The organism is Pseudomonas sp. M1 (assembly GCF_022760135.1).
In the GTDB taxonomy this organism is placed as follows: domain Bacteria; phylum Pseudomonadota; class Gammaproteobacteria; order Pseudomonadales; family Pseudomonadaceae; genus Pseudomonas; species Pseudomonas citronellolis.
Genome location: NZ_CP094343.1, coordinates 1,321,322 through 1,347,201 on the forward strand (window position 1 = coordinate 1,321,322; position 25,880 = coordinate 1,347,201).

At 60.6% G+C, this 25,880-nt stretch carries 22 protein-coding genes; 15 read left to right on the forward strand and 7 right to left on the reverse strand.

The window, feature by feature from the left end; all coding sequences use genetic code 11:
• Positions 1 to 28: 28 nt before the first annotated feature.
• The gene (locus PM1_RS05895; protein ID WP_009616192.1) at positions 29 to 457 is read left to right on the forward strand and encodes a DUF6491 family protein; all 429 of its coding nucleotides are present in this window, start codon (positions 29 to 31) and stop codon (positions 455 to 457) included.
• Here the strand turns inward: PM1_RS05895 and PM1_RS05900 are convergent.
• Both PM1_RS05900 and xseA read right to left on the reverse strand, forming a co-directional pair.
• A complete protein-coding gene (locus PM1_RS05900) occupies positions 447 to 1,283 on the reverse strand; it encodes a M23 family metallopeptidase (protein WP_009616193.1) in 837 nt (278 codons plus the stop codon). The genes PM1_RS05895 and PM1_RS05900 overlap by 11 nt on opposite strands.
• Before the next feature lie 415 nt (positions 1,284 to 1,698).
• Positions 1,699 to 3,078 carry an exodeoxyribonuclease VII large subunit gene (gene xseA, locus PM1_RS05905; RefSeq protein ID WP_009616194.1) on the reverse strand — a complete coding sequence of 460 codons (1,380 nt, stop codon included), beginning with the start codon at positions 3,076 to 3,078 and terminating at the stop codon, positions 1,699 to 1,701.
• Between the two features lie 137 nt (positions 3,079 to 3,215).
• Here xseA and guaB point away from each other — a divergent pair, with 137 nt between their 5' ends.
• The 5 genes from guaB to PM1_RS05930 all read left to right on the forward strand — a co-directional run bounded on the left by guaB (position 3,216) and on the right by PM1_RS05930 (position 8,790).
• Positions 3,216 to 4,685 (forward strand): IMP dehydrogenase, encoded by a 1,470-nt coding sequence (gene guaB / locus PM1_RS05910; protein WP_009616195.1) that lies wholly within the window; start codon positions 3,216 to 3,218, stop codon positions 4,683 to 4,685.
• 101 nt (positions 4,686 to 4,786) lie between these two features.
• The gene (gene guaA, locus PM1_RS05915) at positions 4,787 to 6,367 is read left to right on the forward strand and encodes a glutamine-hydrolyzing GMP synthase (protein WP_009616196.1); all 1,581 of its coding nucleotides are present in this window, start codon (positions 4,787 to 4,789) and stop codon (positions 6,365 to 6,367) included.
• A 301-nt stretch (positions 6,368 to 6,668) separates the two neighbouring features.
• Complete coding sequence (locus tag PM1_RS05920; RefSeq protein WP_009616197.1) at positions 6,669 to 7,925, forward strand: tyrosine-type recombinase/integrase; 1,257 nt, start codon at positions 6,669 to 6,671, stop codon at positions 7,923 to 7,925.
• Between the two features lie 60 nt (positions 7,926 to 7,985).
• Positions 7,986 to 8,261: a hypothetical protein gene (locus tag PM1_RS05925; protein WP_009616198.1), complete on the forward strand. Its 276-nt coding sequence runs from the start codon at positions 7,986 to 7,988 to the stop codon at positions 8,259 to 8,261.
• Between the two features lie 4 nt (positions 8,262 to 8,265).
• On the forward strand, positions 8,266 to 8,790 hold the full coding sequence (locus tag PM1_RS05930) for a helix-turn-helix transcriptional regulator (RefSeq protein ID WP_009616200.1): 525 nt from the start codon (positions 8,266 to 8,268) through the stop codon (positions 8,788 to 8,790).
• A gap of 14 nt (positions 8,791 to 8,804) precedes the next feature.
• On the opposite strand, the gene PM1_RS05935 is transcribed toward PM1_RS05930, so the two are convergent.
• The 3 genes from PM1_RS05935 to PM1_RS05945 all read right to left on the reverse strand — a co-directional run bounded on the left by PM1_RS05935 (position 8,805) and on the right by PM1_RS05945 (position 11,030).
• A complete protein-coding gene (locus tag PM1_RS05935; RefSeq protein WP_024128483.1) occupies positions 8,805 to 9,188 on the reverse strand; it encodes a helix-turn-helix transcriptional regulator in 384 nt (127 codons plus the stop codon).
• A 213-nt stretch (positions 9,189 to 9,401) separates the two neighbouring features.
• Positions 9,402 to 10,193: a hypothetical protein gene (locus tag PM1_RS05940; protein ID WP_009616203.1), complete on the reverse strand. Its 792-nt coding sequence runs from the start codon at positions 10,191 to 10,193 to the stop codon at positions 9,402 to 9,404.
• Positions 10,194 to 10,199: 6 nt separating this feature from the next.
• On the reverse strand, positions 10,200 to 11,030 hold the full coding sequence (locus PM1_RS05945) for a WYL domain-containing protein (RefSeq protein ID WP_238603224.1): 831 nt from the start codon (positions 11,028 to 11,030) through the stop codon (positions 10,200 to 10,202).
• Positions 11,031 to 11,192: 162 nt separating this feature from the next.
• On the opposite strand from PM1_RS05945, the gene PM1_RS05950 reads away from it, so the two are divergent.
• The 7 genes from PM1_RS05950 (at position 11,193) to PM1_RS05980 (ending at position 21,727) form a co-directional block, all read left to right on the forward strand.
• Positions 11,193 to 12,386 carry a hypothetical protein gene (locus PM1_RS05950; protein ID WP_009616205.1) on the forward strand — a complete coding sequence of 398 codons (1,194 nt, stop codon included), beginning with the start codon at positions 11,193 to 11,195 and terminating at the stop codon, positions 12,384 to 12,386.
• Positions 12,386 to 14,638, forward strand: a complete 2,253-nt coding sequence (locus PM1_RS05955) for a Mov34/MPN/PAD-1 family protein (protein ID WP_009616206.1) — start codon at positions 12,386 to 12,388, stop codon at positions 14,636 to 14,638. The genes PM1_RS05950 and PM1_RS05955 overlap by 1 nt, the downstream gene beginning before the upstream one ends.
• Before the next feature lie 45 nt (positions 14,639 to 14,683).
• Positions 14,684 to 15,754, forward strand: coding sequence for a ComEC/Rec2 family competence protein (locus PM1_RS05960; protein WP_009616207.1), 1,071 nt, complete (start codon positions 14,684 to 14,686; stop codon positions 15,752 to 15,754).
• Positions 15,755 to 15,839: 85 nt separating this feature from the next.
• Positions 15,840 to 17,165 (forward strand): hypothetical protein, encoded by a 1,326-nt coding sequence (locus PM1_RS05965; protein WP_009616208.1) that lies wholly within the window; start codon positions 15,840 to 15,842, stop codon positions 17,163 to 17,165.
• Complete coding sequence (locus tag PM1_RS05970) at positions 17,158 to 17,907, forward strand: chromosome partition protein MukE (RefSeq protein WP_009616209.1); 750 nt, start codon at positions 17,158 to 17,160, stop codon at positions 17,905 to 17,907. The genes PM1_RS05965 and PM1_RS05970 overlap by 8 nt, the downstream gene beginning before the upstream one ends.
• A gap of 2 nt (positions 17,908 to 17,909) precedes the next feature.
• Positions 17,910 to 20,834: a hypothetical protein gene (locus tag PM1_RS05975; protein WP_009616210.1), complete on the forward strand. Its 2,925-nt coding sequence runs from the start codon at positions 17,910 to 17,912 to the stop codon at positions 20,832 to 20,834.
• A gap of 83 nt (positions 20,835 to 20,917) precedes the next feature.
• The gene (locus PM1_RS05980) at positions 20,918 to 21,727 is read left to right on the forward strand and encodes a hypothetical protein (protein ID WP_126547487.1); all 810 of its coding nucleotides are present in this window, start codon (positions 20,918 to 20,920) and stop codon (positions 21,725 to 21,727) included.
• A gap of 97 nt (positions 21,728 to 21,824) precedes the next feature.
• On the opposite strand, the gene PM1_RS05985 is transcribed toward PM1_RS05980, so the two are convergent.
• A complete protein-coding gene (locus PM1_RS05985) occupies positions 21,825 to 22,421 on the reverse strand; it encodes a hypothetical protein (RefSeq protein ID WP_009616212.1) in 597 nt (198 codons plus the stop codon).
• 615 nt (positions 22,422 to 23,036) lie between these two features.
• On the opposite strand from PM1_RS05985, the gene radC reads away from it, so the two are divergent.
• Complete coding sequence (gene radC / locus PM1_RS05990) at positions 23,037 to 23,546, forward strand: RadC family protein (RefSeq protein ID WP_009616213.1); 510 nt, start codon at positions 23,037 to 23,039, stop codon at positions 23,544 to 23,546.
• Positions 23,547 to 23,598: 52 nt separating this feature from the next.
• Here the strand turns inward: radC and PM1_RS05995 are convergent, their stop codons facing one another.
• Positions 23,599 to 24,408: a hypothetical protein gene (locus tag PM1_RS05995; protein ID WP_009616214.1), complete on the reverse strand. Its 810-nt coding sequence runs from the start codon at positions 24,406 to 24,408 to the stop codon at positions 23,599 to 23,601.
• 593 nt (positions 24,409 to 25,001) lie between these two features.
• Here PM1_RS05995 and PM1_RS06000 point away from each other — a divergent pair.
• Complete coding sequence (locus tag PM1_RS06000) at positions 25,002 to 25,832, forward strand: DUF932 domain-containing protein (protein WP_009616215.1); 831 nt, start codon at positions 25,002 to 25,004, stop codon at positions 25,830 to 25,832.
• Positions 25,833 to 25,880: the final 48 nt, after the last annotated feature.

The window sequence follows — 25,880 nt, forward strand, 5'->3', positions numbered from 1 at the left end:
GGCCACCCATCGTGGCCGGGAGGTGAGCATGCGCAATGTCCGCAGCGCCGCCATGCTGGCGGTCGCCGTTCTGCTGGCCGCCTGCAGCCAGTCCGGGCTGCGCAACGACGAGCTGCCCCTCGACCAGCACCTGGAACGCCTCGGCTACCGCCAGGGCGAGACGGTCAAGTCGATCCCGGTGTGGGAAACCCAGGGCTGGGAATACCTCGACAAGGGCCACATCGTCCTCGGCCACGCGCCCGGGCGGCGCTATCTGGTGGCCTTCTCCTCGACGTGCGACAACCTGTCGTTCAGCAACCGCCTGAACATCGGCAGCACGGTGGGAGCGGTGACCAGGCTCGACCGCATCCTCTCGTATGACTCGAGTGGTATCCCCGAGCCCTGCCTGATCGGCGAGCTCTATCGCCTGGAGCGCTTGCCCAGCCGCGCGGAATGCGGAATGAAGCTTACGGCTTGAAGGCGCCGATGAAGATCGCCGGGTCGACGCGGGCGTCGTTGAGGCTGACGTTCCAGTGCATGTGCGGCCCGGTGGCGCGGCCGGTGGCGCCGACGCGGCCGACCACGCCGCCGCGCGGCACCTGGTCGCCGAGTTTCACGTCGATCTTCGACATGTGGCAGAACATGCTGATGAAGCCCTGGCCATGGTCGACGAACACGGTGTTGCCGTTGAAGAAGTAGTTGCCGATCAGGATCACCTTGCCCGCCGCCGGGGCCTTGATCGGCGTGCCGGCGGGCACCGCGAAGTCCAGCCCGGAGTGCGGGTTGCGCTCCTCGCCATTGAAGAAACGGCGCAGGCCGAAGGGGCTGGAGAGCGGGCCGTTGACCGGCTTGTCCAGCACCAGGTTGCTCGGCGTGCCGGGGCTGAAGCTGCGGTAGGCGGCGGTCTGCTCGGCCAGTTCGCGGTTGATGCGCTTGAGGTCCTCGGGCAGCGGGTTGACCTGGCGGGTGTTCTTCAGGGTGATGCGCTGCTCGCGGTAGTGCTTGCTGCCGACCTGGAACGGCAGGCTGCGGCTGGCGCCGGCCTGCTTGACCTGCAGCTGCTGCTGGTCCGGCTTGACGCTGAGCGGGATGCCGACCACTGCGATCCAGTCGCGGCCTTCCTCGCGCACCACCAGCACCGGCTTGCCCTGGTAGCTGGCGCTCGGCGCCGGCCCCGCGCTGCCCAGCTGGACCACGGCGACGCCGCCGGGCACCGGCTTGTTCAGGGTACGGCTGATGAAACCCTCGGCATGGGCGGGCAGGGCGAGAAGGGTGGCGAACAGCAGGCAGAAGACGCGGAACATGGGCTTTCCGTAAATCCGGTAAAGCCGGCAGTCTACATGGCGCGCACGTCGGGGGTGTAACCGTTGGCGGTTATTCGTCAGTCCCTGTAGGAGCAACTGTCTTGCCGGCTGCGCCGGGGTGATGGGTATCGCTTCGCTCAACGCCATCCTACGGGGCAATCTTGCGCCGGAGGGTTCTTCGTAGGATGGGTTGAGCCTGCGAAACCCATGCGGTCGTGGTGATGGGTATCGCTTCGCTCAACGCCATCCTACGGGCTGTCTTGCGCTGGGGGGCTCTTCGTAGGATGGGTTGAGCTTGCGAAACCCATGCGGTCGTGGTGATGGGTATCGCTTCGCTCAACCCATCCTACGAAGAGCCGTGTTTCCCTGGAAACGTAGGAGCGGACTCCGTCCGCGATTTCGACCAATGCCCAGGTCAGTCCAGCAGCGAGAGGGTGACCGGGGCCTGGTGGTTGTCTTCCACCCGCACTTCCAGCTGGCCTTCGCCCAGTTTCGCGGTCAGGCGCTGGCCGGGCTGGGCCTGGGCGGCGCGGCGGATGGCCTGGCCGCGTTCGTCGAGGAGGATGCTGTAGCCGCGCCCGAGGGTCGCCAGCGGGCTGACGATGTGCAGGCTCTGGGCCAGGCCGTCGAGGCGCTGGCGGCGTTCGCGGAGGATCGCCCGGGTGGCGTGGGGCAGGCGCGCGGCCAGGCTGTCGAGCTTCTGCCGCAGCAGCGCCAGGGCCCGGCCCGGGTGCTGTGCCTGCAGGCGCGTCTGCAGGCGGCCGATGCGTTCCTGGCGCACCTGCAGCTGGCGCTCGAAGGCGCGGCGCAGGCGCATGTCCAGGTCGTCCAGGCGCTGGGCCTGCTGGCGCAGGCGCTCGCCGGGGTGGCGCAGGCGCCGGGCGGTGCCTTCCAGGCGCAGGCGCTCGCGGGTCAGGCGGTCCTGGATGCGCAGGATCAGCCGGCGGCGCAGGCCGTCCAGGCGCTGCTGCAGGTCGCCGGCGTGCGGCGCCAGCAACTCGGCGGCGGCCGAGGGCGTGGGCGCGCGGACGTCGGCGACGAAATCGCTGATGGAAACGTCGGTCTCGTGTCCCACGGCGCTGACCACCGGCGTGGCGCAGGCGGCGATGGCGCGGGCCACGACTTCCTCGTTGAAGCACCAGAGGTCCTCCAGCGAGCCGCCGCCGCGGGCCAGGATGATGGCGTCGAAGCCGCGCGCATCGGCCAGCTTCAGGGCACGGACGATCTGCGCGGTGGCCTCGCGGCCCTGCACCGCGGTGGGCACCAGGGTCAGTTCGACCTGCGGCGCGCGGCGGCGGAACACGCTGATGATGTCGCGGATCACCGCGCCGGTGGGCGAGCTGACGATGCCGATGCGCCGCGGATGGGCTGGCAGCGGCCGCTTGCGCTCGGCGGCGAACAGGCCCTCGGCGGCGAGCTTCTGCTTCAGCGCCTCGAAGGCCAGGCGCAGGGCGCCGTCGCCGGCCGGCTCGACGGCGTCGGCGATCAACTGGTAGTCGCCGCGGCCCTCGAACAGCGAGACCTTGCCGCGCACCTTGACCGCCAGGCCGTCGCGCAGGGCCTGGCGCACCCGCAGAGCGTGCTGGCGGAACAGCGCGCAGCGCACCTGGGCGTTGCCGTCCTTCAGAGTGAAATAGATGTGCCCGGAGGCGGGGCGAGCGAGGTTGGAGATCTCGCCTTCCACCCACACCTGCGGGAACACGTCCTCCAGGAGCTGGCGGGCGCGCTGGTTGAGCTGGCTGACGGTCAGCACCTCGCGGTCGAGGCCCAGCCGTTGGAAAGGGTCATTGAACATGGCGCTGGATGATAAGCCCGGGGCCTTGCCGAGGGCCAGCGCGAAACCCGCGAATCCAGCGGTCGGGCGCGTTGAGCCCGAGCGTGAAGCTGGGGTATAATGCCGCGCTTCCATTTTCCCGTGTGGGAGCCCTCGCCATGCTGCGCATCAGCCAAGAAGCCCTGACGTTCGACGACGTCCTCCTCATCCCCGGTTACTCCGAGGTCCTGCCCAAGGACGTGAGTCTGAAGACTCGCCTGACCCGGGGCATCGAACTGAACATCCCGCTGGTGTCCGCCGCCATGGATACCGTGACCGAATCCCGCCTGGCGATCGCCATGGCGCAGGAAGGCGGTATCGGCATCATCCACAAGAACATGGGCATCGAGCAGCAGGCTGCCGAGGTGCGCAAGGTCAAGAAGCACGAGACCGCCATCGTTCGCGACCCGGTCACCGTGACGCCCTCCACCAAGATCATCGAGCTGCTGCAGATCGCCCGCGAATACGGCTTCTCCGGCTTCCCGGTGGTGGAAGAGGGCGAGCTGGTGGGCATCGTCACCGGCCGCGACCTGCGCGTGAAGCCGAACGTCGGCGACAGCGTGGCGGCGATCATGACGCCCAAGGACAAGCTGATCACCGCCCGCGAAGGCACCGCCCTGGAAGAGATCAAGGCCAAGCTGTACGAGAACCGCATCGAGAAGATGCTGGTGGTCGACGAGCAGTTCCGCCTCACCGGCCTGGTCACCTTCCGTGACATCGAGAAGGCCAAGACCTACCCGCTGGCCTCCAAGGACGAGCAGGGCCGCCTGCGCGTCGGCGCCGCCGTCGGCACCGGCGCCGATACCGCCGAGCGCGTCGCCGCGCTGGTCGCCGCCGGCGTCGACGTAGTGGTGGTGGACACCGCCCACGGCCACTCCAAGGGCGTGATCGACCGCGTGCGCTGGGTGAAGGAAACCTTCCCGCAGGTCCAGGTGATCGGCGGCAACATCGCCACCGGCGAAGCCGCCAAGGCCCTGGCCGACGCCGGCGCCGACGCGGTCAAGGTCGGCATCGGCCCGGGCTCCATCTGCACCACCCGCATCGTCGCCGGCGTCGGCGTGCCGCAGATCTCGGCCATCGCCAACGTCGCCGCCGCCCTCGAAGGCACCGGCGTCCCGCTGATCGCCGACGGCGGCATCCGCTTCTCCGGCGACCTGGCCAAGGCCATGGTGGCTGGCGCCTACTGCGTGATGATGGGCTCCATGTTCGCCGGCACCGAAGAGGCCCCGGGCGAGATCGAGCTGTTCCAGGGCCGTTCCTACAAGTCCTACCGCGGCATGGGCTCCCTGGGTGCCATGGCCGGCGCCACCGGTTCCTCCGACCGCTACTTCCAGGACGCCTCCGCCGGCGCCGAGAAGCTGGTCCCCGAGGGCATCGAAGGCCGCGTCCCGTACAAGGGCCAACTGACCGCCATCGTCCACCAACTGATGGGCGGCCTGCGCGCCGCCATGGGCTACACCGGCAGCGCCGACATCCAGGACATGCGCACCCGGCCGCAGTTCGTGCGCATCACCGGCGCCGGCATGGCCGAATCCCACGTGCATGACGTGCAGATCACCAAGGAAGCGCCGAACTACCGCGTCGGCTAAACCGCTCTTTCGCTGGAGGCTGGAGGCTGGAGGCTGGACGAGATTGCTCTTTCGTTCAGCCTTCAGCCTTCAGCCTTCAGCCATTTCCCCAGGGGAAGAAAATGGCCCATCAAGATATCCATGCTCACCGGATCCTGATCCTCGACTTCGGTTCCCAGTACACCCAGCTGATCGCCCGCCGCGTGCGCGAGATCGGCGTGTACTGCGAAATCCACCCGTTCGACATGAGCGACGACGACATCCGCGCCTTCGCCCCGCGCGGCATCATCCTGGCCGGCGGCCCGGAGTCGGTGCACGAGCTGGACAGCCCGCGGGCGCCCAAGGCGGTGTTCGACCTCAACGTGCCGCTGTTCGGCATCTGCTACGGCATGCAGACCATGGCCGAGCAACTGGGCGGCAAGGTGCAGGGTTCGGACCTGCGCGAGTTCGGCTACGCCCGCGTAGACGTGGTCGGCAAGGCGCGCCTGCTGGACGGCATCGAGGACCACGTCGATGAAGACGGCGTGCTCGGCCTCGACGTGTGGATGAGCCACGGCGACAAGGTCACCGACATCCCCGAGGGCTTCCACATCCTCGCCAGCACCCCGAGCTGCCCGATCGCCGCCATGGCCGACGACGCCCGCGGCTACTACGGCGTGCAGTTCCACCCGGAAGTGACCCACACCAAGCAGGGCGGCCGCATCCTCTCGCGCTTCGTGCTGGACATCTGCGGCTGCGAAGCCCTGTGGACGCCGTCGAACATCGTCAACGACGCCATCGCCACCGTGCGCGCCCAGGTGGGCAACGCCAAGGTGCTGCTTGGCCTGTCCGGCGGCGTCGATTCCTCGGTGGTCGCGGCCCTGCTGCACAAGGCCATCGGCGACCAGCTGACCTGCGTGTTCGTCGACAACGGCCTGCTGCGCCTGCACGAGGGGGACCAGGTGATGGCCATGTTCGCCGAGAACATGGGCGTCAAGGTGATCCGCGCCAACGCCGAAGACAAGTTCCTCGGCCGCCTGGCCGGCGTCGCCGACCCGGAAGAGAAGCGCAAGATCATCGGCCGCACCTTCATCGAGGTCTTCGACGAGGAAGCCACCAAGCTGCAGGACGTGAAGTTCCTCGCCCAGGGCACCATCTACCCCGACGTGATCGAGTCGGCCGGCGCCAAGACCGGCAAGGCCCACGTGATCAAGTCGCACCACAACGTCGGCGGCCTGCCCGAAGACATGCAGTTCGAACTGGTCGAGCCGCTGCGCGAACTGTTCAAGGACGAAGTGCGCAAGATCGGCCTGGAACTGGGCCTGCCCTACGACATGGTCTACCGCCACCCGTTCCCCGGCCCGGGCCTGGGCGTGCGCATCCTCGGCGAAGTGAAGAAGGAATACGCCGACCTGCTGCGCCGCGCCGACCACATCTTCATCGAAGAGCTGCGCAACTTCGACTGGTACCACAAAACCAGCCAGGCCTTCGTGGTGTTCCAGCCGGTGAAATCGGTCGGCGTGGTCGGCGACGGCCGCCGTTACGCCTGGGTCGTGGCCCTGCGCGCGGTGGAAACCATCGACTTCATGACCGCACGCTGGGCGCACCTGCCCTACGAGCTGCTGGAGAAGGTCAGCAACCGCATCATCAACGAGATCGAAGGCATCTCCCGCGTCACCTACGACGTGTCGAGCAAGCCGCCGGCGACCATCGAGTGGGAGTGAAATCAGGTCTTTCGGGGGCTATCGCTACCTATCGATAAGATGCTGTAACGTGTTGATTTAGAAGAAAATACGTCACGGCATCTATCGGTGGCTATCGCCGGGCAGCAGAACGCACTGGCGGTAAGGGTGACGGTAGGAACCGGAGGTCGGATTAAGACCCTCCCGTTTACTATCGAGACCAAACCGGTCTTTGACGGTAAATCTCTCCTTGGGAAAGCTTGCGCCATGCGGCTTTCCCGGCATCAGCAGGTCTCCTGACCCTTGACGGTAAAAGCCGTCATGAACAGGAGGAAAAACCTCGATGCTTACTGACACCGCGCTGCGCAATCTCAAGCCCAAAGCCAAGCCCTATAAGGCTTCCGACCGCGATGGCATGTACGTGACGGTATCGCCCGGCGGTACCGTCACCTTTCGCTACGATTACCGTCTCAATGGGCGCCGGGAAACGCTGACCATCGGGCGGTATGGCCCAGCGGGAATTTCGCTGGCCATGGCTCGCGAGAAGCTTCTAGATGCCAAGCGAATGGTTGCCCAAGGCATATCCCCCTCCCTAGAAAAACAGCGAGCCAAGCGGCGTCTGACAGCCGCCAAATCGTTTGGTGACATGCTGAAAAGCTGGCTGGCTGATGCGCGTATGGCTGACAGCACGCGGTCCATGCGCAAAAGCATCATCGACCGCGACATCCTGCCGGTCTTCGAGAACCGGCTCCTGACCGAAATCACCCCTGACGATCTGCGGGCGCTCTGTGCCAAGGTGAAGGGCCGTGGTGCGCCGGCCACGGCCGTCCACATTCGCGACATCGTGAAGCAAGTCTTTGCGTTCGCGATCCTGCATGGCGAGAAGGTCGAGAATCCGGCCGACGATGTGAAGGCTGCGTCAATCGCTACCTTCGTGCCGAAGGATCGAGCGCTGACCCCGACCGAGATTCGCCTGGCTTTTCACCAGTTGGAGTCGATTGCTGCATATCCCACCATTCGGCTGGCCTTGCGCCTGGTGCTTCTAACCCTGGTGCGAAAGAGCGAGCTGATTGAGGCGACCTGGAATGAAGTGGATTTTGAGAACGCCACCTGGACGATCTCCAAACAGCGGATGAAGGGACGTAATCCCCATGTGGTCTACCTGTCGCGCCAGGCTCTGGACATCTTCGTGGCGCTGCACACTTGTGCTGCTGGCTCGAGGTTCGTGCTGCCCTCGCGCTATGACATCCACCGCTGCATGTCACACGCCACCTTGAACCGGATCACCCAACTCATTGCGTCACGTGCTAAGGAAGCGGGGCTGCCGTTGGAGCCGTTCACGGTTCACGACCTGCGCAGGACTGGCTCCACGCTCCTCAACGAAGTGGGCTTCAATGGTGACTGGATCGAGAAGTGCTTGGCGCATGAGGACGGGCGTTCCTCGCGCTCGGTCTACAACAAGGCCGAGTACGCTGAGCAGCGCCGCCACATGCTGCAAGAGTGGGCCGATATGGTTGATGCCTGGGTCGATGGTCGGACTCATGTGCCGAAGCTGCTGCCCGACAATGTGACCGTGCCGGTGTTGAGTGCCGCCGTTTAGAGGAATGGACAGGTTGTCGGTTGACAACCTGTCGAGTCATGGGAATACTGGAGATCATTAATGGCCCGTCCCTCACATCCGAAGAAAGAGGTCGAAGAAGCGCTCAAGCATGCCGAAGGGCAGGGGTGGCGCATCGAAGTTGGCGGCAGTCACGCCTGGGGACGGATCTACTGTCCCTACAACGACGAGGAGTGTCGTTGCGGCGAGTTCTGCATCACCAGCGTGTGGAGCACGCCGAAGACCCCTGGTAACCACGCACGCGCCTTGCGACGCGTCGTGGACAACTGCACCACGCACCGTAAGCCGCAAGAGGCTGCCGACGGCGCAGAGGAGTAGCACGATGGAATACACCTTCACTCTGAAATACCAACTCGCCGATGATGACCGGAACCCGGATGTGCTGGTCGAACGCCTTGGCGAAGCTGGTTGCGACGATGCCCTGGTTGGCATCGGTCAGCCGGGGCGGCTGGCGCTGGAGTTCATTCGCGAGGCGGAGAACGCAGATGCGGCTGTGCGCAGTGCACTGGCCGATGTGCGCAGTGCAGTGCCCTCGGCCAGGCTGATCGAGGTCGCCCCTGATCTGGTCGGCCTGACCGACGTGGCCGAAATGGTCGGGGTATCGCGACAGAACATGCGCAAGCTGATGCTGGCCAACCCGGGCAGCTTCCCGGCACCTGTGCACGAGGGCAGTGCGTCGATCTGGCACCTGGCGGATGTGCTGACCTGGTTGCAGGCCAGGGGCAGCTATTCGCTGGCCAGAGATGTACTGGAAGTGGCGCGAGTGGCCTTGCAGGTCAATCTGGCCAAGGAAAGTCGGCGTCTACCCCGCTCGACTTCTGAGGAGCTGGGGGCTCTGGTCGGCTAAGGCAATCATAGGCCTCATGCTTGATCCGAACCCGCCCGAACCGGGCGGGTTTTCCGTAGGCGGACATCCGGGCCGCTGATGTCTCTGCGAGGCGCCTGCTTGCGCTCCTCAATCCATGCTTCCACCTCGGCCAAGTCCCACACCACGCAACGTGGTGTCAGGTTAAAGCGTCGAGGGAACTCGCCACGACGCTCCATCTCGTAGATGGTCGTCTCAGATAGCGGGATGATCTGCCTCAGCTCTTGTCGCCGAATGGTGCGCCGGAAGGGCAGGGGGCTTCGCTTCGGAAACTGCGGCAGTGCCTCGTAGGCTTCCGTGTCAGGCATCGGAAGAGACTGGCCGGTCTCGGAGATTGACGCGCCGGGCGGAGGCGATAGATGTTCCATCTCGGACTCCATGGGTCTGGCTGGATGGACACACTGTGAGGTTCAGTGCCTTATCGGGACAACCCGCTGCGGCGTACAGGGGCAGACTTGGTGCGATTATTGGTTGCTAGATAGCTTTCAGTGATGTTATTTCATCGCTGAGGTTGTGGCAGTTCTCCAGTTAATTCGATCCTGCCCCTTATCCCAGCAGCTCAGCCGGCTGCACGGGAGTGCAGCCGGAGGGGATCATTCTGTAGATGTCGATTTTGGTGCCTTCTTTCGTGATGCTGAAGAAGTCAGCGACGGCAGGCACTCAAACAGACGTTCCGCATACACAAACCCCATACGTCTCACGGCACTCTGATCGAAATACAGCAGCCAGGCCGCGAGTAACGCCATCGAAATAAGCAGCGTCAAGCCAGCAGCGAGCCCCGGGTCTGCAAAATGCACGGGGTAAAAATGGGGAGGCGTGATCTGCAGAACCTTTGCAATCAGTAATCCGTAGAGGATTCCCAGGAGGCTCGACAGGATGCCGACAGGCTTCATCGCCAGCATATTGCGGTGGAATCCGTAGGCAATATTCTCTTTCAGTAGGAGTTGCTTATTGGTACGCGTGAGTTCGCGAAGTCGCTTGGTTGCTCCGATGTAGATGTCGTCCGCTTTGTCAGGGTTCGCTGATTCTTCTTCTGCCGTTGGTATGTCAATACCCAGTTTAGTTGTGATCGCAGAGTGGTACCTCTGCTTGCTGACGCTATCGAGAAAATTGTCGCGATGCCGCAGGGCTATGGTTGTAGGCATGCCGCCCCATTTTTTGACTAAAAGCTCTTCAAGCTTTTTGCCGCGCCCACGTGCCACGCTCGCAAGCGCGTAAATGGCGCCGCAGCCGCCAAGTAAACCGATAACACCTGTGAGCACAGGATGCTTTGCTCCGTATACGCATAGCAAAGGGACGAGCAATGGCAACGCTACGAGAAGACCTGGAACCACGCGAGCTTTGCGCTCGTATGGGTCTTTAACTAGTTCGAAAATTGTTGTCATGGGAGGTCAGGCCTGGGCTGTTAAAGCATCGATGTAGGGTTGGATTTCATCACGATTTCTCAGCGTGATCTGTTGCGCGAGAGGGTCTGGCGCTTCCTTGGTATGCAAGCCCAAACGCCTTAGCGTGTAGTACAGAAACGCTTGACGGCAGGGAAGCTTGACCTGCCCTTCTTCCATGCCGTAATCCAGCTCCAATACTCGTTTTTTGGCTGCAGGCAAATCGGGATGCGGTGCAAGCACTAGCGTCAACACGTTGTGCCAATGAGCATCCTGGCTGGAGTCCACATGACTCGGCTCGAAACCTTCGATGTGCAAAATTCGAGCGAGAACAAAATCGCTAAAGCGCTGACGCTTGTGGCAATACGCTCGCACGTGCCAGCGAAAACCGTCATTGCCGAGAGCGTGCGGCGAAAGCAGTCGGATTGACTCGTCTAGAGACGTCATGGACTGGTAGCTCACTCGAATAGCTTCCTGCTGCCGAATAGCCCGGACCACTGCTTCTACCGTCTCTTCATTGATTGAGCGCCAGGGGGATGGAGCCCAATCTGTTTCGGGGGCTGAGCCAATAAAGCTGGCTCTCGGTTCGACAACGCCCATCTTGGTTGCCAGTAGTTCCGCTAGATAGCGTTGAGCCGAGCTTCGTTGGTACAGCGGTTGAAAGTGTGAGGTGGCGGTGTAGGTCTTGGAGCGACGGTCATAGGTCAGATTGCTCGGCGCCAGCTCTGTGTACTTAGCAATGTCCAGTGATGCCTGAGGAACCGATATGGCGAAATGCTCGGTGAGATCCATCCGATTGATGCGTCGCTCCCAGCGCAGACGAAAATCGATGAATTGCAACCTGCTCTCCAGACCCCAGCTCAAGCTCTTGGGCTCAGAGGGTTCGACATTAGTATTCGAGGCTTTTTTCATAGTCACCATCTAAAAAGTAGACGGATATAAAAAATATCCGTACATTAAGTGTACGTGACTGCTGCTTTGGTCGTCTACCTGGAGACCCAGATGCCTACAACCATCACATTCTTTCCCGTAGACAACGGGGATATGGCCCTCATCAAGTTTGGCGATGTGGACGCAACCACCCTACTGATCGACATAAACATTAGGCAGGACGCTGACGACCCGGATGGGGTGGCACGTGATGTCGCCAGGGATCTGCGAGACCGTTTGAAGCGGGATGAGAACGGAAGACCTTATGTCGATGCATTCTTGCTGAGCCACCCGGATCACGATCATTGCCGGGGGCTGACGCGGCATTTCTATCTGGGACCGCTGGACAAGTACCCCGATGACAAAAAGGACGATAAGGACAAGAAAATCGTGATCCGCGAGATGTGGTCGTCCCCCATCGTGTTTCGACGCGCCAGCAAGACGCACACCCTGAGTGACGATGCCAAGGCATTCAACACGGAGGCGCGTCGGCGGGTGCAGGTTAATCGCGATAAGAATTTTGCTGTTGGGAGCGGTGATCGTATTCAGATCATGGGCGAGGACATCGACGGAAAAACTGACGATCTCACTCCGATTGTGCGGAGGGTAGACACGAGCTTCTCGACGATCAATGGCAAGACTTCTGCGTACTTCTCCGCTCTTCTTCTAGCGCCCTTGGATGCCCAGGACGACGAGGAAGAGGAGCAGAATCTGATCAAAAACCAGTCAAGCGTGATCCTGAATATCACATTGGCCGCTGACGCACAGACGCCAGATGGCGCGAAGTTTCTTACTGGTGGCGATGCTGAGGTGTTCATTTGGAACCGCCAATGGCAGCGCCACAAGGCTGAAGCCGATGTGCTTGAGTACGACATTATGCAGGCGCCGCATCATTGCTCTTGGCATTCGCTGTCCGAAGACAGCTGGTCTACCCATCGCGAAAAGGCCAAGCTCGACGCCGACGCTCGTAAGGCGCTTTCGCAGACTCGTGACGGTGCCGTCATCGTTGCTAGTTGTATGCCTATTGCAGACGACGACAGTGATCCCCCCTGCATCCGTGCAAAGCGTGAGTACGTCGCAATCGTGGGTGAAGCAAATGGCGAGTTTTACTGCACGGGCGAATACCCGAGCGAAAAATCTGTTGAGCCTCTCGTGTTTACCGTCACTACTCAGGGGGTGCAGCCTCCCTCGAAGAAAGAAGCTGGATCGAAGGCCGCAGCCGTGATTACCTCTGCGCGTACCCCCATGCCGCACGGCGCATCGTGATGGACAGGATTGCGGATGCACTGCATCAGCTTCAGCGGCATCGAGGTCTGGTCCGCGTTGGGGAGCCAAGGGTAAGCGGTGAATTAACGCAGATCGAAGTCGATGTTGCTGTTGAGCTGCCGAGCCGGTCTCGGCGCTATGGCGTATCCGAGACCGGCGTACGTTCGGTCGAGACATGCATTCTGGTCTTCGACAATGACTGGCCGCTATCCGCGCCCAAGCCTTTCTTGCGTACGGACTTTCCGCTCAGCTTGCCGCACATCAACCCCCATCGCGAAGGCGAGTTGGTCTCACCTTGCCTGTTCGAGGGGGCATTGGACGAGCTGCTGCATCGGTTTGGTCTGGACGCGATTATCGATCAATTAATCGATTGGCTGCACAAGGCTGCAGCTGGGGCATTGCTGAATCTTGAGCAGGGGTGGGAGCCGACGCGTCGAGACAGTTGTCCTTCGACCATTGTATTCAGCGCCGAGAAGGTCGCGTCCGCTGCTCCCGCTGACGGCTCGATTTTGATAGTTCCCGTGAGCTATGTAACGATTGATGATGGCCTATACGCCATCATCAATACCGAACTGACCGCCCAGGTCGATCCTGTGTTCTATCAGGACGCTCACAACGACAAGCTGGGTAAATGGGGAAACGGTCATACGGCGGCCTTCATCGCACGCGCTCCAACAACCGACGGCCTTCATCATGTGATCGAACGTTATCAACCGGAGACGGTTTTCGATCTCGCGACGTTGCTTGATCGAGCTGCGGAGCTCGGCATTGATCGCGACGCTTTGGCCAGAAGTCTGGATGGTTTTTACGGACACTCGATCCTGGATATGCAACAGGACTCGCGCGGCTGGGTGCATGGTTTGTACGCGGTTGTGATTCTGACTGTGCAAAGGCCTGTATCGCTTGTGGGCTCGCCAGGGCGAAGTATTGAGGTACTGCCCTATGTGGTGCGCTATGAGCTCAACGCTCAATCGCTCCTAGAGCGAAGCGCCACGGTTCACCCAGCCTTTCATGCGCATGCATTGTCTCCCGAATTGTTGGCAAGGACGTCCGGCATTCCAGCGGCGACCACATCTCAGCCGCTGGTCATACTCGGCTGCGGAAGTGTAGGGTCGAAAATCGCGATGCATCTGGGGCGAGCCGGTTTCGGTTCAATGGCTTTCGTCGACAACGAATCCATGTCGCCTCACAACGCAGCACGGCATGCACTCATTGAGCGGGCATCAGTGCTGGTCCCACCTCGAAAGGCTGCTCTGATGAAGACGACCTTTGAGGAGCTGTCGCATCTTCAATCGCGCGCGTTCGACGCCGACGCAGTGACCCTCTTGGTCGATCCGGCACAGTTCGCCACAACCGTTCCGCAGGATGCAGCGCTTATCGTGGACGCAACAGCTTCACTTAAGGTGTTAGCCGCAGAAACACAGTCGACAGCGCTGGATCAATCACCTGCCCGGCTGGTACGGATCACGATGTACGGTCAGGGCCGCTGTGTTGCAGTTTTGCTCGAAGGACTTGGCCGCGACGGTCGGGTTGATGACCTCACGGCATTCTTGTTCGAGTGCTGCCGATTTGTGCCGGAACTGCGTGCGTCGATTGCCGGTGATACTTCTGAGCCGACGCGTATCTTTGTGGGTGACAACTGCCGCTCACTGACCATGCCAATGTCTGATGCCGTCGTTTCGCGGTCTGCTTCACTGGCTGGGCTGCAACTGGAACGCTGGCTCATTGACGGGCTTCCGAAGGAAGCGACTCTTTGCGCTGGGATCTCGGATGCCGAAGGCCTCGGCATAGCATGGACTCGCACCGGCCTTGGTACTACCACTGTGCTCGATGTGGCGGACGATGGTGGTTGGAGCATTCGGATTCTGCACCCGGTCGCGCAAGCGATCCATGCTGATGCGCTGCGCTGGGGGGCGTTGGAAACAGGCGGTGCCTTGGTCGGCCGCATCTCGTTTGAAAATCGAACCATCATCATTGCGGGGCTTGTTGACGCACCGCCAGACAGCGTTCGAGAGGCCGCACGCTTCGTTTTGGGCACCGATGGGCTTGTTCAAAATTTGCGTACTGCGAATTCAACCTCTTTGGGATATCTCTCTTTTATCGGTACTTGGCACAGCCACCCGAAAGGCGGCGCTCATTCGGGTATAGACCGACATACGTTGCGCGGCATCGCCGAGGATGCTGGTGGTCTTCCTGCTGTGTCGTTGGTATGGACTCCGACAGGACTCACATGTGCGGTGGATCGCTGGTAGGTGGAGAACCACCGGCACTTCGTTGGTATTAGGCAAGAGGGATGTATGGCTGACTACTTTGAGATCGATTTTCTTGGCGTCGAAACAGCGAAGAGCGGTGATGCAATCACGCTGCGCTACTCGGTAAATGGCACCGAAGGCATACACGTGGTTGACGGTGGGTATCTGGATACCGGTGATCAGATCGTGGAGCACCTGAAAACCTACTATGGCACAACGGTTATCGATCACGTGATCCTCACGCATCCGGATCGCGATCACGCCAATGGGCTTCGAAAAGTCTTGGAGCAATGTACGGTCAGGAATCTCTGGATCAATAGGCCGTGGATATATGCAGAGCAGTTAATAGATCGATTCGAGACCTATGAGTCAGTGGAAGCGCTGAGGCGGAAATTACGTTCTGTCTACGATGCCACTGCAGCTCTTGAGGACATTGCGCTTGAGAAGGGAATCCCGATTCATGCTCCGCTTCAGGGGCAGAGCATCGGCCCCTTCACGGTGATGGCTCCGACGTTAGGTCGCTACATGGAATTAATCGTGGATTCCACGAAGACACCTGAAGCTGTTGAAGAAGGTGCCATGGATACTGCTCTGAGCAGCATTTTTCGGGCAGTTAAGGCTGCGACTTCCTACATCAAATCCTTGTGGGGCGACGAGTATTTTCCGTCTGCGCCAACTAGTCGCGAAAATGAAATGAGTGTAGTCCAGTCAGCTGTCCTGAATGGTCATCGCGTCATGCTTACTGGCGACGCCGGGCGTGAAGCGCTGCAAGAGGTGATTGACTACGCACCTTTTGCGGGACTTACGTTGCCCGGCATTCGGTATTTCCAGGTGCCGCATCATGGCGGGCGACACAATGTTTCGACTGAGATTCTGGATCAGTTGGTTGGCCCAAGGTTGGACAGCATGCCAGACAAACATACCTGGAATGCCATATGCAGCTCCGCTAAGGCGGATGAGGATCATCCACGGAAGTCGGTGATTCGCGCTGTACTGCACCGGGGTGGGCACTGGGCAGCAACCGAAAGCAAGAACATACGCATCGGGGCGGGTATTACCCGTGATGGCTGGGTATCAATTCCCCAAGCAGCGTATCCAGAAGAGCAAGAAAGTTGAGTCTAGTAGAGGCGCGGCCCTGCTTTTTAGGCTCCAGAGCAGGGGCAGTCTATGGCCCATTTATTTGTAGTAGGTCCGAGTCTCAATGAAACCACGGTCTTTCATTCGTGCGCTTGGTGACTACTGGGACATCGTAAGTTCCATCTGGTCTCGGTACGAAACCCGCACCCTGACCGAGCGCGAACTGCTACATATCGTACGCCCGCTCACTATCGGTACCGATCAGCCTGAGCAGGTAGCAGTCAAGCGCATGGTCGATATCGGCATCCTTTCGGAGTTCTCCCGCGGTGGGCAGGGCTATTCACTGAATCTGCAGATCGTACCCTTTGTGCAGTTTTTGCTGGATGAGCAGAGTCTGGGCTTGATCGAGGAGATCAGCGCTAACGCCAACAGGCTCGAGGGGCACCTTGAAGAACTGGCTGCGGCCCTGCTCAGCGGTCGGCGCACCGGTTTTTTCGCCAAGTCCCAGGAGATGCAGTCGCGCTTTCAGACGTTGCGCCGCATGGTCGAATCTAATACGCGTGCTATCTACGCGCTGGTGGACAAGGCCAAGCGCTCGGATCAGAGCCAGCCGCTGGCCGAGCGTTATGAGCAGGTGATCAAGGCCTGGGACGAGTACGTAACACCGGCACTACAGATGAAGAGCATGGGTGGGCCGTTCGATCTTTCGCTCATGCGCATCAAGCGCACTCTGCAGGAGTGGCAGCAGGACCCGGCGCTGCACCTGCTGAGCATGGATGATGCACGCTACGAAATCGACAGCATCCTGTTTCGCATGCTCGATTTTCGCGAGAGTCTCAATCATTCGATCGAGAACATGGCGAGCCATCTGGCGCCGCTGGTGCGCCAGGCGCAAATTAATGCGCGCATTGCCCAGGGAGCGGCGCTGGGCCTTCAGGACCTTGGCCACCACAGCAGCCAATTGGCGCGCAGCGACACTCTGGCCCTACCGCCGCGCAAGCGACGCGTCCATAAGCCTGACCAGGATTCGCTGCAGGCCTGGTGGGCGCAGCTCAAGGAGCTACAGTCGATTGCCCCCGACGCGATCCTCGTGCGCGTCCCCTCGGCCGCAGCGCTCGAAGCCCGCGAGCGGCGGGAGATGTCCCCGCAGATGCTCGTGTGGCTGAAGAGTCAGCAGCCTGTCGAGGATGTCGTCGCGAAGCTGATGGTTCAGTACCCCAAGGCCCGGCCTGACTCGGTGTTGCGCGTGCTGACCCGCTTGACGATGGAAGATAAAACTGCGCCTTTCATCCAACGCCACGACGACATGCAGCACTACCGATTCGAGGAACTCGAAATCCGCATGAACCGGCGCTCATACAATGCCGAACCGGCCCCGCGGCGATTGGCCCCGATCGCCTTCTACAGCCATTACGAACCCTTGCCTATCCGAGAACCCGCCGATGGATGATCTGCCTCAGGACGAGTCTGCCGAGGATCTCGAGCTGTCGCTCGAAGATCGAGTGCGCGATGCTAGACACTATGCCCAGCGCCTCGAGCGAGAGCTCCGCCTGTTCTCCCGGATTGTCGAAGCGCTCGAGGCGGGGCGCTTTATCAGCAGCACCGACCGGATCAAGGAATATCGCGAGCTGTCGCGTTTTCAGGACACCTATGAGGTGTTGTTGCGCATGATGGGGCATGAGCTTCGACATCACCCCACAGGGTTTTACTATTTGCAGCCGCGCGAGATGAGTCAGGCCCAGCTGCCCCAGCGTGAGCGCATGGCAGCCGCGGCGATCTTCTCCCTGATTGAGCACCTGTGCGACAAGGGATTGCCGATCGAATCGATGATCACCCATGAAGAACCCATCCTCCTCGACGACCTGGGAGCGATGTTCAGCCAGTGCCACGACCGGCTCACCCGTCTGGGACTGGGCAGTGTGGAGTCATTCATCGACAACGGCATTCGCCGGCTGGTCGACGTCGGGGTGATGAATGAGCGCCGTCTCTCCCAAGACAGGGTCGCCTACACCTTGGGCCTGCCGGCCTACTTCTACCTCGACATCTGCCGGAACCTGGCTGAACAGCATCAGCAACAGCTCGAGGCCCAAGAGCGCGGGGAAGACTATTCCTACAGCGACCGCTCGGTGGACGAGCTGGCAGACGAATTTCTGAATACCCAGCCCAACGAAGACGACGAGACCCCGGAGTAACGATGCGCAGCAAAGCACTCAAGACCCGCTGGGGCGTGCGCCATTACGCCATGGTCAACTCCGGCAACCACATCATGTCGGTTTTTCCCATGGACGGGCCGCTGAGCATCTGCGGACACAACAACTTGGGTAAAACCCAGGCGCTGCAAAGCATGCAGTTTCTCTTCTTCACCCACCTTGCACACATGCACTTCGGCGCCCACCAGGCCAACACCAGCCGCGCATTCTTCTTTCCCAGCGACCACAGCTATCTACTGATGGAGGTGCTGACCCCCGACGGCGTGTTCATCGTCGGTGCTCACGGCAAAGGGCCTACCGCTGGCAACGAATATGAACTGTTCGTGGCTAAAGGTGAGCTGGACATGGATGATTTCGTCGACCCGATCAACCGCATACGCCCCTATAAGGAGCTGTTCCGGCACTGGTACGAACGGGGCATCGAGGTGCGCAACCTGACCCGCGAACAGATGCGCCAAATGCTCTATGGAGAGAGCGGGCGGGTCAAAGGCGGTGACTGGGATGTGACCATAGTGCCTCTGGCGAACGCCAACGAAAGGCGCTACCAGGTGTTCCGCCAAATCTATCGCAACCTGCTCACTCAGCAGCTACTCAAGAGCCGCGAGATCAAGGAGCTCATCCTCAACGTCTTCAGTGAAAAGCTGAGCAATGCCAATTTGAATTTCCTCGAGGTCCGCGAGCGCGCGTTCCAGCGCTTTCGTCTTGCAGAGCGGGAAGTCGAGCGACTTACGTACCGTCGTGAGGACATCCTCGCCCTCGGCAAGGAATACGACGAATACACTGAACTTTCGCAAGAAGGTGGCTGGTTGGCGCGCGAGCTGCGGGTAAACCTGACCCTGGCGGTGGAGCGGGCACCGCTATGCATTGAGGAGCTCAACGCGCTTCACAAGGAAGAAATCGAAAAGCGCGCCAAGCTCAACGAACAACTTAATAGCCGCATGCAAGAACGCGATCGAGCGGTCGAGCAGCGCATCACCTTGGCCGGCCGGCTGACCCGCCTCGACGAGTTACGTGAGCGCAATGCGATGACCTGCCGCGAAACGGTCGAGAAGTCGATTCGCACACTGACAGCCCAGCACGCGACACTCAGCGATCAGTTGCGCCAGGCTGACATCTACGATGTGGCAACCGTCAGCAGCAGACTGCGCCACACTGAAAATGAAATTCGCAAGCTCAACAAGCGACTGGAGCAGGTCCGCAATGGCGACGGACTGTTGGATACCCAAGGCTTTGTCGATGCGGAAAAGGCCGAGCTGTCGCGGCTGCTTCGCAGCGACATGTTCAGCCTTGAGGCCGCAGCACTGACTGAAATCCACCCGGGCAGTTTCAACAATTGGGTACGCACCCAACTCATGTCGAAGGGAGGGCTGCTCAATTTACAGGGTTTCGAGTTAGACCTGACCGATCTGCCTCCAATGGATTTTCATGGCGATGATCCAGCACAGCTACAACAGTCAATCGCCATGTACCAAGAGGACCTGGCCAAGCTTCAGGGGCAACTCGAGGTTGCCCAGAACCAGACGCTCAAGCGTAACGAATTGGAGTCGCTGGCAAAGCAGCTGAGCAACCAGCAGGGCTACCTGCAGGAACTGACCGAGCTCGCGGCTCTGGAAACCACCGAGACCGCTGATCGCCAGGTGCTCGAGGGTGTAATGATGTGTCTCGCCCAGATCGACGAATGGCTGCAAGGGCACCAGGAGCGGATCGAGGAGGCCACCCGGGCCATCAGTGTTATCGAGCAGAAGCTCAACGATGCCCTCGAGCAGGCCCGCCAGCTCAAGGTCGTGCAGCAACACCGCCAGATCCAGAACAGTCCTTTCATTCTCGCTGAAGGGCCGAACGAGGACTTCGAGCGCGATCTCACCGGGTACAACTTCGGTGACACGTTGAATCGGCTGGAGTGGATCAGCAACGCGCTCGACCGCATAGCCCTGACCATGAAGAACTACCAGCACGCGATCGTTGGCGACCTACCTGATCTTGCCCGACATGCGAATCTGAGCGATCTGGTACAGCATGCACGCGAGCGGTTGGAAACGCTGGCGCAGATGCGTGAGATGCTCAAGCGCTACCATCAGGAGGGCATTGCCCAGCTCTCGGGAGCTCTGCGCGATCTTTCCGAGAACTACGTGACGCTGGAACACGAGATATCGCTATTCAACCGCCGGATCAATGCGCGCAAAGTCTCGAACCTTCGTGGCTTCAGGCTAGATCTGAAGAGGAACGAACCGATACTTGAAGCCATTAATATCCTGTCCTCATATATCGCCCAGGCTGACGAAAACGAGACCGACTTGTTCGGTCAGCAAGGCGGGGGCTCATCCGAGGCCGGGTTGGGGCGCGCTATGGATCGGCTATCTCGTCTGGTTGAAGATGGTCGTGACGGTACCCTCGAGCTCGGCGACCTGTTCGATATCGGATTCACCGTGGAAGAGGTCAACGGCAAGGTCGTTGTCTGCAACACACTCGACGAGCTGGCTTCTAATGGCTCGACCATGACGCTCAAACCGTTGTTGTATTTCTCTCTGATTCGCCACCTGACCGACCGTGGTGCTCGGGTCGAACCGTTCCTGCCGTTCTACTTGGATGAGATTGCTTCGGTTGATCCGAACAATCAGCGCACCATCTTGGCATTCAGCGAGAACCTTGGTTTCACTCCTGTGTTTGCATCTGTCGACCCGACTACCACGGTGCGCTATTGCATCAATATCAGTGAGTGTATCAACGCCGACAATCGTATCTATGTGACCCAGGCGGACTGGCAGCACTTCGATCACCACGAAGACGTCAAGCTGGGGCAGGCTCCGCAGCGAAGTGAGAGAGACGAGAAGTCCGAGATAGACGTCGAGCAGTTCAGTGATAGCTTGCAGGTGGCGACCGCGAAGGCTGACACGGTAGCTCAGTCATGAGTCGGTCGAGAGAGCTGGAAATACTACAGCGGTTGCGCAAAGGGCCTGTCCCTGTGCGCAGTTGGCCGAAGGCACTTGAGGCTGTGCTCGATCAGCTCAGAGTCTCCGGCATCGTCACGGTGGGCCGTGTGCCCGGGCGAATATCGCCGCATGTGATTGTGCAGCATGCCGATTCTCTGGGACAGCGTATTGCCCGGTTGCAGCCACCCAAGGATTTGGAAAGCTGTTCGGTGCGCGGCTTGAACATTATCCACGGCGGCTCGAGCAAGCGCGGGGGGAGACTGCCCTCGCTCATGATCAGTTGTAGCGCTGGCGAGGCCGTCAGGTGGGAGGATGCACAGGGTAATATCCTGCAGTGGGAATCGCCTTCACCGGCGTTTCTGAAGTTGCTATGGCACGACGAGCGCAGACCTGACGCGACCCCCAAGCCAACCGGCCATGTGGTGCTAGTGGAAAACCGTGACACCCTGCTGCATCTGCCGACACGGCTACCGGCAGTATTGAGCGGCGCGCTGGTGGCTCATTACGAAGGTTGGCTATCTGATCGGCTGCTGGCGCTGTTGGTGTCTTGGGAGGGCGCGAAGATCTGGCTGCTGCCTGACCTTGATCCAGTTGGTCTAGCCAATGCCCGGCGCATAGCCGAAGCCTTGCCCTGTGCGGGTATGCTGGTACCACTTCTGAGTCCCGAAATAGTCGATCAGTATGGAGACGAAACCATCTGGCGGGAGAGCTTTGCCCTGGTCCCGGCGCTGCTTCCTTGGCTAGAGCAGCAGGACCCACCCCTGCGGGATCTGTTCGCCCTGCTCAAATGCAAGGGTAGAGGTGTTGAGCAGGAGTATTGCCTGGCAGTGCCCTCGACCGTACTTCAACCCATAGAACTAAGAAGGGGCTGATCGCCCGACTGACCCAGTCGCAGTGGCCAATCCGATTAGTCCGGTGCGATTCGATGAGCTGCTTCAGCGGCTCCGAGAAGAGCCGCTGAAGCTTCATTTAGTTTTCTTCGAGGTTGTTAGCATAGATGTCACCCATTGCCTCGTACTTTGCTTTGATGAGATCAATGGGTGGATTTTTTGCCACAAGGTGCTTCTTGTTGAACAACGCCGGGAAAAATTCTCTGGCTAAGTCTGGTGGCACTATGGCAGTCGAAAACCACAAGTGATTCCAAGCTATAAACTCTCTTTCTGTTTCAATAGCAAAAACTGGTGAGGGCTGGAGCTTGCGGAGTTTTCGCGCCTGCTCCCTGCCGTCAATTGGGCGTGGTACGCGAACCTCATTGCCTTTCTTGTCCCAGCCTATCCAGTAGCTGTAATGGCCAACTCCGCCACCAGGCAGGACCGTCAGTTGAACGTAAGCTTTGTTGCGGAGCGGCAAGCGCATCTGGCAAATCCGCTGCATCAGGCGCATTGTGCTTTTTTGAAGGCGATCTTTTGCGGGCTCGTTCTTCAAAGTGTCCAGCAGATGGTTCCAGTTTTGGTAACCCAGGTGCTTTGCTTTGAGCTCCAGCTGACGACAGCGGGAAAGGTCGTCGGGCACGCTGTCCAGCTCCATGGCTCGAACCGCGTTAGCTACACATTCGAAATCGAACATCACAAATTTCCTCGACAAAATGCAGCCGTTAAAGCTTTCGCTTTGCTGAGCATGCTGCTTGCCGGGCGGGCCACAAGGGGAAAAATATGGGCTTCGATTTGAGCTGGTTTTCCTCGAGGCAGCAAGGCGGATACCAGAACCAGACTCGATCCTAGCAGCGGCCCTATAACGGATCAATATCTTCGTGCAGCTTGTGCTTATGAGAAACCTTCAATGGGCGACTGTTCATCTTTTGCCGCTGAGTTTTATCACTTCATTCTTTTTGACTTGAAGTTGCAAGTTCGTGTGTTCGCTATGCATTGGTGTGCCTCGGCGTTCCGCCGTCGGGCTCGCGGGCGGCGCCCCGCGCCTCGTGCCGAGTCGCGGCCATTCGGCTTTGATCCCTGATACCTCCGGCCCTTGCGGGCCTGCGCGCTCCGCTTGCCGATCCGTGGCATGGGTGGAGTGGGGGCGGTCTTGCTGTTCCCTTCACCGTATCACGGCGTTCTCGCCGTCAAGGGCTGCACGTGCCTTGCACGCTGGCGTCCTGGCGGCCGTCGGTGACCCCTGACAGCTGCGCTGCGCCGTGCTGGCGCCGGTTCCGGGCAATTCCGCCCGAGCAACCGGAGCACGATCATGTCGCAACTTTCCTTTTCCTCGTTCGATGCCATGCTGCTGGTGCGTGATGCACAGGGGCGCTACCTGCCTGCGTCTGCAGATCAGATCCTGAATATGGCGCGTCAGGTGATCGACCAGAAATACCAGCGTGGAGCGTTGTTCACGTCGCCGGAGCTGGTCAAGGACTATCTGCGCACCAAACTGGCTGGTTTTGAGCACGAGGTGTTTGCGGCGCTATTCCTCGACAGCCAGCATCGGCTGCTTGAGTATGTGGAGTTGTTTCGCGGCACCATCGATGCGGCGGCGGTGTATCCACGGGAAGTGGTGAAGGAGGCACTGCGCGTCAACGCAGCGGCGGTGATTTTCTCGCACAACCATCCGAGCGGAAATCCAGAGCCCAGCCAGGCAGATAAGGTGCTGACCCAGCGCCTCAAGGAGGCCCTGGCGCTGGTGGATGTGCGCACGCTGGATCACATCATCGTGGGTGGCGAGGCAACTGCATCATTCGCAGAGCAGGGGCTGCTCTGACAGCAGGGGGCTTCGGCCCCTTTTTTGCTGCGCCCTGCCTGCTGGCCGTGCATCACTTGTCGCTATTGCGTTCGCGTTGTCGCAGTCGCTTCACGTAGGCGCTGTCTTTCAGTTCGTCAGGGCCCAGATCCAATGCGCAGTTCACCAGCGAGGCCAGCGTGGCATCGCTGAGCCTGAAGCCTTCGGGTAGCGGACCACCGCTCTGCTCGCTGTTCTCCTCGATGGCGGCGAAGAGTGCCTTGAAGAAGTCCGCAGGCGAGTGGCGTGTGGCTGCGGTTGCGGCTCGAGTCAGCGGATCTGTGGCCTCCAGTTCGGCGCCGTTGGCATCTCTGCCCAGCGCTCGAACGAACTGTTCCACGGTGGGCCAGTACTTCCATTCGAACTGGTTGCGAACGGTGTTCAGGCGCTCCTTCACATAGGCGTTAAAGAGGTAGTGATCCTTCGCTGCGTCCTCAATTACGTTACAGACATGGTAGTGAGTGTCACTGCTGAAACCCGATGTATTGTGCAGGTTGGAGCGGTGCTCCAGCAGTTGGGCCAGTTCCTCGGCTTTCTGTGCAATCTGCTGGTTGGTGTCGACAAGTTCGTCCCGTTGAGCACGAGCCTTGGCGATCTTATCTGGGGCCCAGAATGCTGCGGTACTGAGCAAGAGGCTCAGGAATACCGAGAGTGCCCGAGGATGCAGGTGCAGTTTGTCGTACAGCTCACCGTAGGCTTCATTCAGTTCGAGGCGTCGCGCGAGCAGGCGATCGATGATGGCGTTTTCGCTGGGCAGGATGTTGTGCTCAACGTTGTAGGTTTTATCGTCGATCAGGATGTTCTCGCAGGTTTGCTGCGGGGATGGGGTCGGTGCGGTACGCATGGGTCTTCTCTGAGTAGTGAGGATGCTTTGCAGCGTAATGAGCCGAGTTGCGCTTGTCGGTACCCCAAAGCCCATTGTTCGACCTGCTCTCAGGTACCTCTGTTTTTGGGCATCCCGGCCAATGGCCGGGCGCGCTGTCATGCTGTGCATCGAGCCACGCTGCGCGAGTCTCGCCCCATTCGGGTTTCCATCGTTCCCTCACGGCGTTCGGCTGATGCCTTCGGCCCGGCTACGCAGGGCCTGCGCGCTGCGCTTGCGTGGCGTCTGCGCTAACGCTGTGGCCGTTGCCTGTCGATCCGCCTTTCCCTGAATTCATCACCTTGTCGCGACTGTAGCCCGCGGCCTTGAGCCGTCAAGGCGCGCCGGGCCATGTCCTCGGCTGCGCCTGCGGGCCGCACCTACCCGGCGCTTGTCTCCTTGACGGCCCCCGTCCGCGCGCTCCTGACCGTCGCGGGCGATGAACTCAGGAAAGACGGTGGCAACGAGGCCAGCCCAGGTCTCCGGGCCGACCCCACCGGAAGAGCCAAAAGCGGGCTCCGAATCTAGGAATCCGGTGGTGGTTTTCGACAGCAATACTTGTCAGGAGAACGACCATGCAACTTGCTTCCCGCTTCTCGTACCGCTCCCCGGTGCTGCGCTCCGAGGCTCCTTTGTCGGACGAGCAGATTCGCGCCGTGGCCCCGTCCATCTTCGCGGACGCTCCGCACGAAAGTCGCTCCGAGCGCTACAGCTACATCCCGACCGCGACCGTACTGCAAGAGCTGCGCGGTGAAGGCTTCGAGCCCTTCATGGTGTGCCAGACCCGCGTGCGCCGGGACGATCGGCGTGATTTCACCAAGCACCTGATCCGCCTGCGCCACGCCAGCCAGATCAGCGCCCGAGGTGAGGCCAACGAAATCATCCTGCTGAACTCGCATGACGGAACGAGCAGCTACCAGATGCTCGCCGGCATGTTCCGCTTCGTCTGCCAGAACGGCCTGGTCTGCGGCGACACCGTGGCGGACGTGCGCGTGCCGCACAAGGGCGACGTGGCCGCCGAAGTGATCGAGGGGGCCTACGAGGTGCTGCACGGCTTCGAACGGGCGCAGGCGTCCCGCGAGGCCATGCGCGCCGTCACCCTGGACGGCGGCGAGGCCGAAGTCTTCGCCCGTGCTGCGCTCGCCCTCAAGTATGACGACCCCGACAAGCCTGCACCGATTACCGAACGGCAGGTGTTGGCCGCGCGCCGACTCGACGACAACCGCGCCGACCTGTGGAGCGTGTTCAACCGCACCCAGGAAAACCTAATCCGTGGCGGCCTGCTCGGTTGCGGCGGCAACGGGCGTCGTCAGCGCACCCGCCCTGTGCAGGGTATCGACCAGGACCTGCGCCTGAATCGTGCCCTGTGGCTGCTGGCCGATGGCCTGCGCCAGTTGAAAGCCTGAACCCAACCCGGAGGGGCTTTCAGCTGTCCGGCCCCTCCATTTCCACCG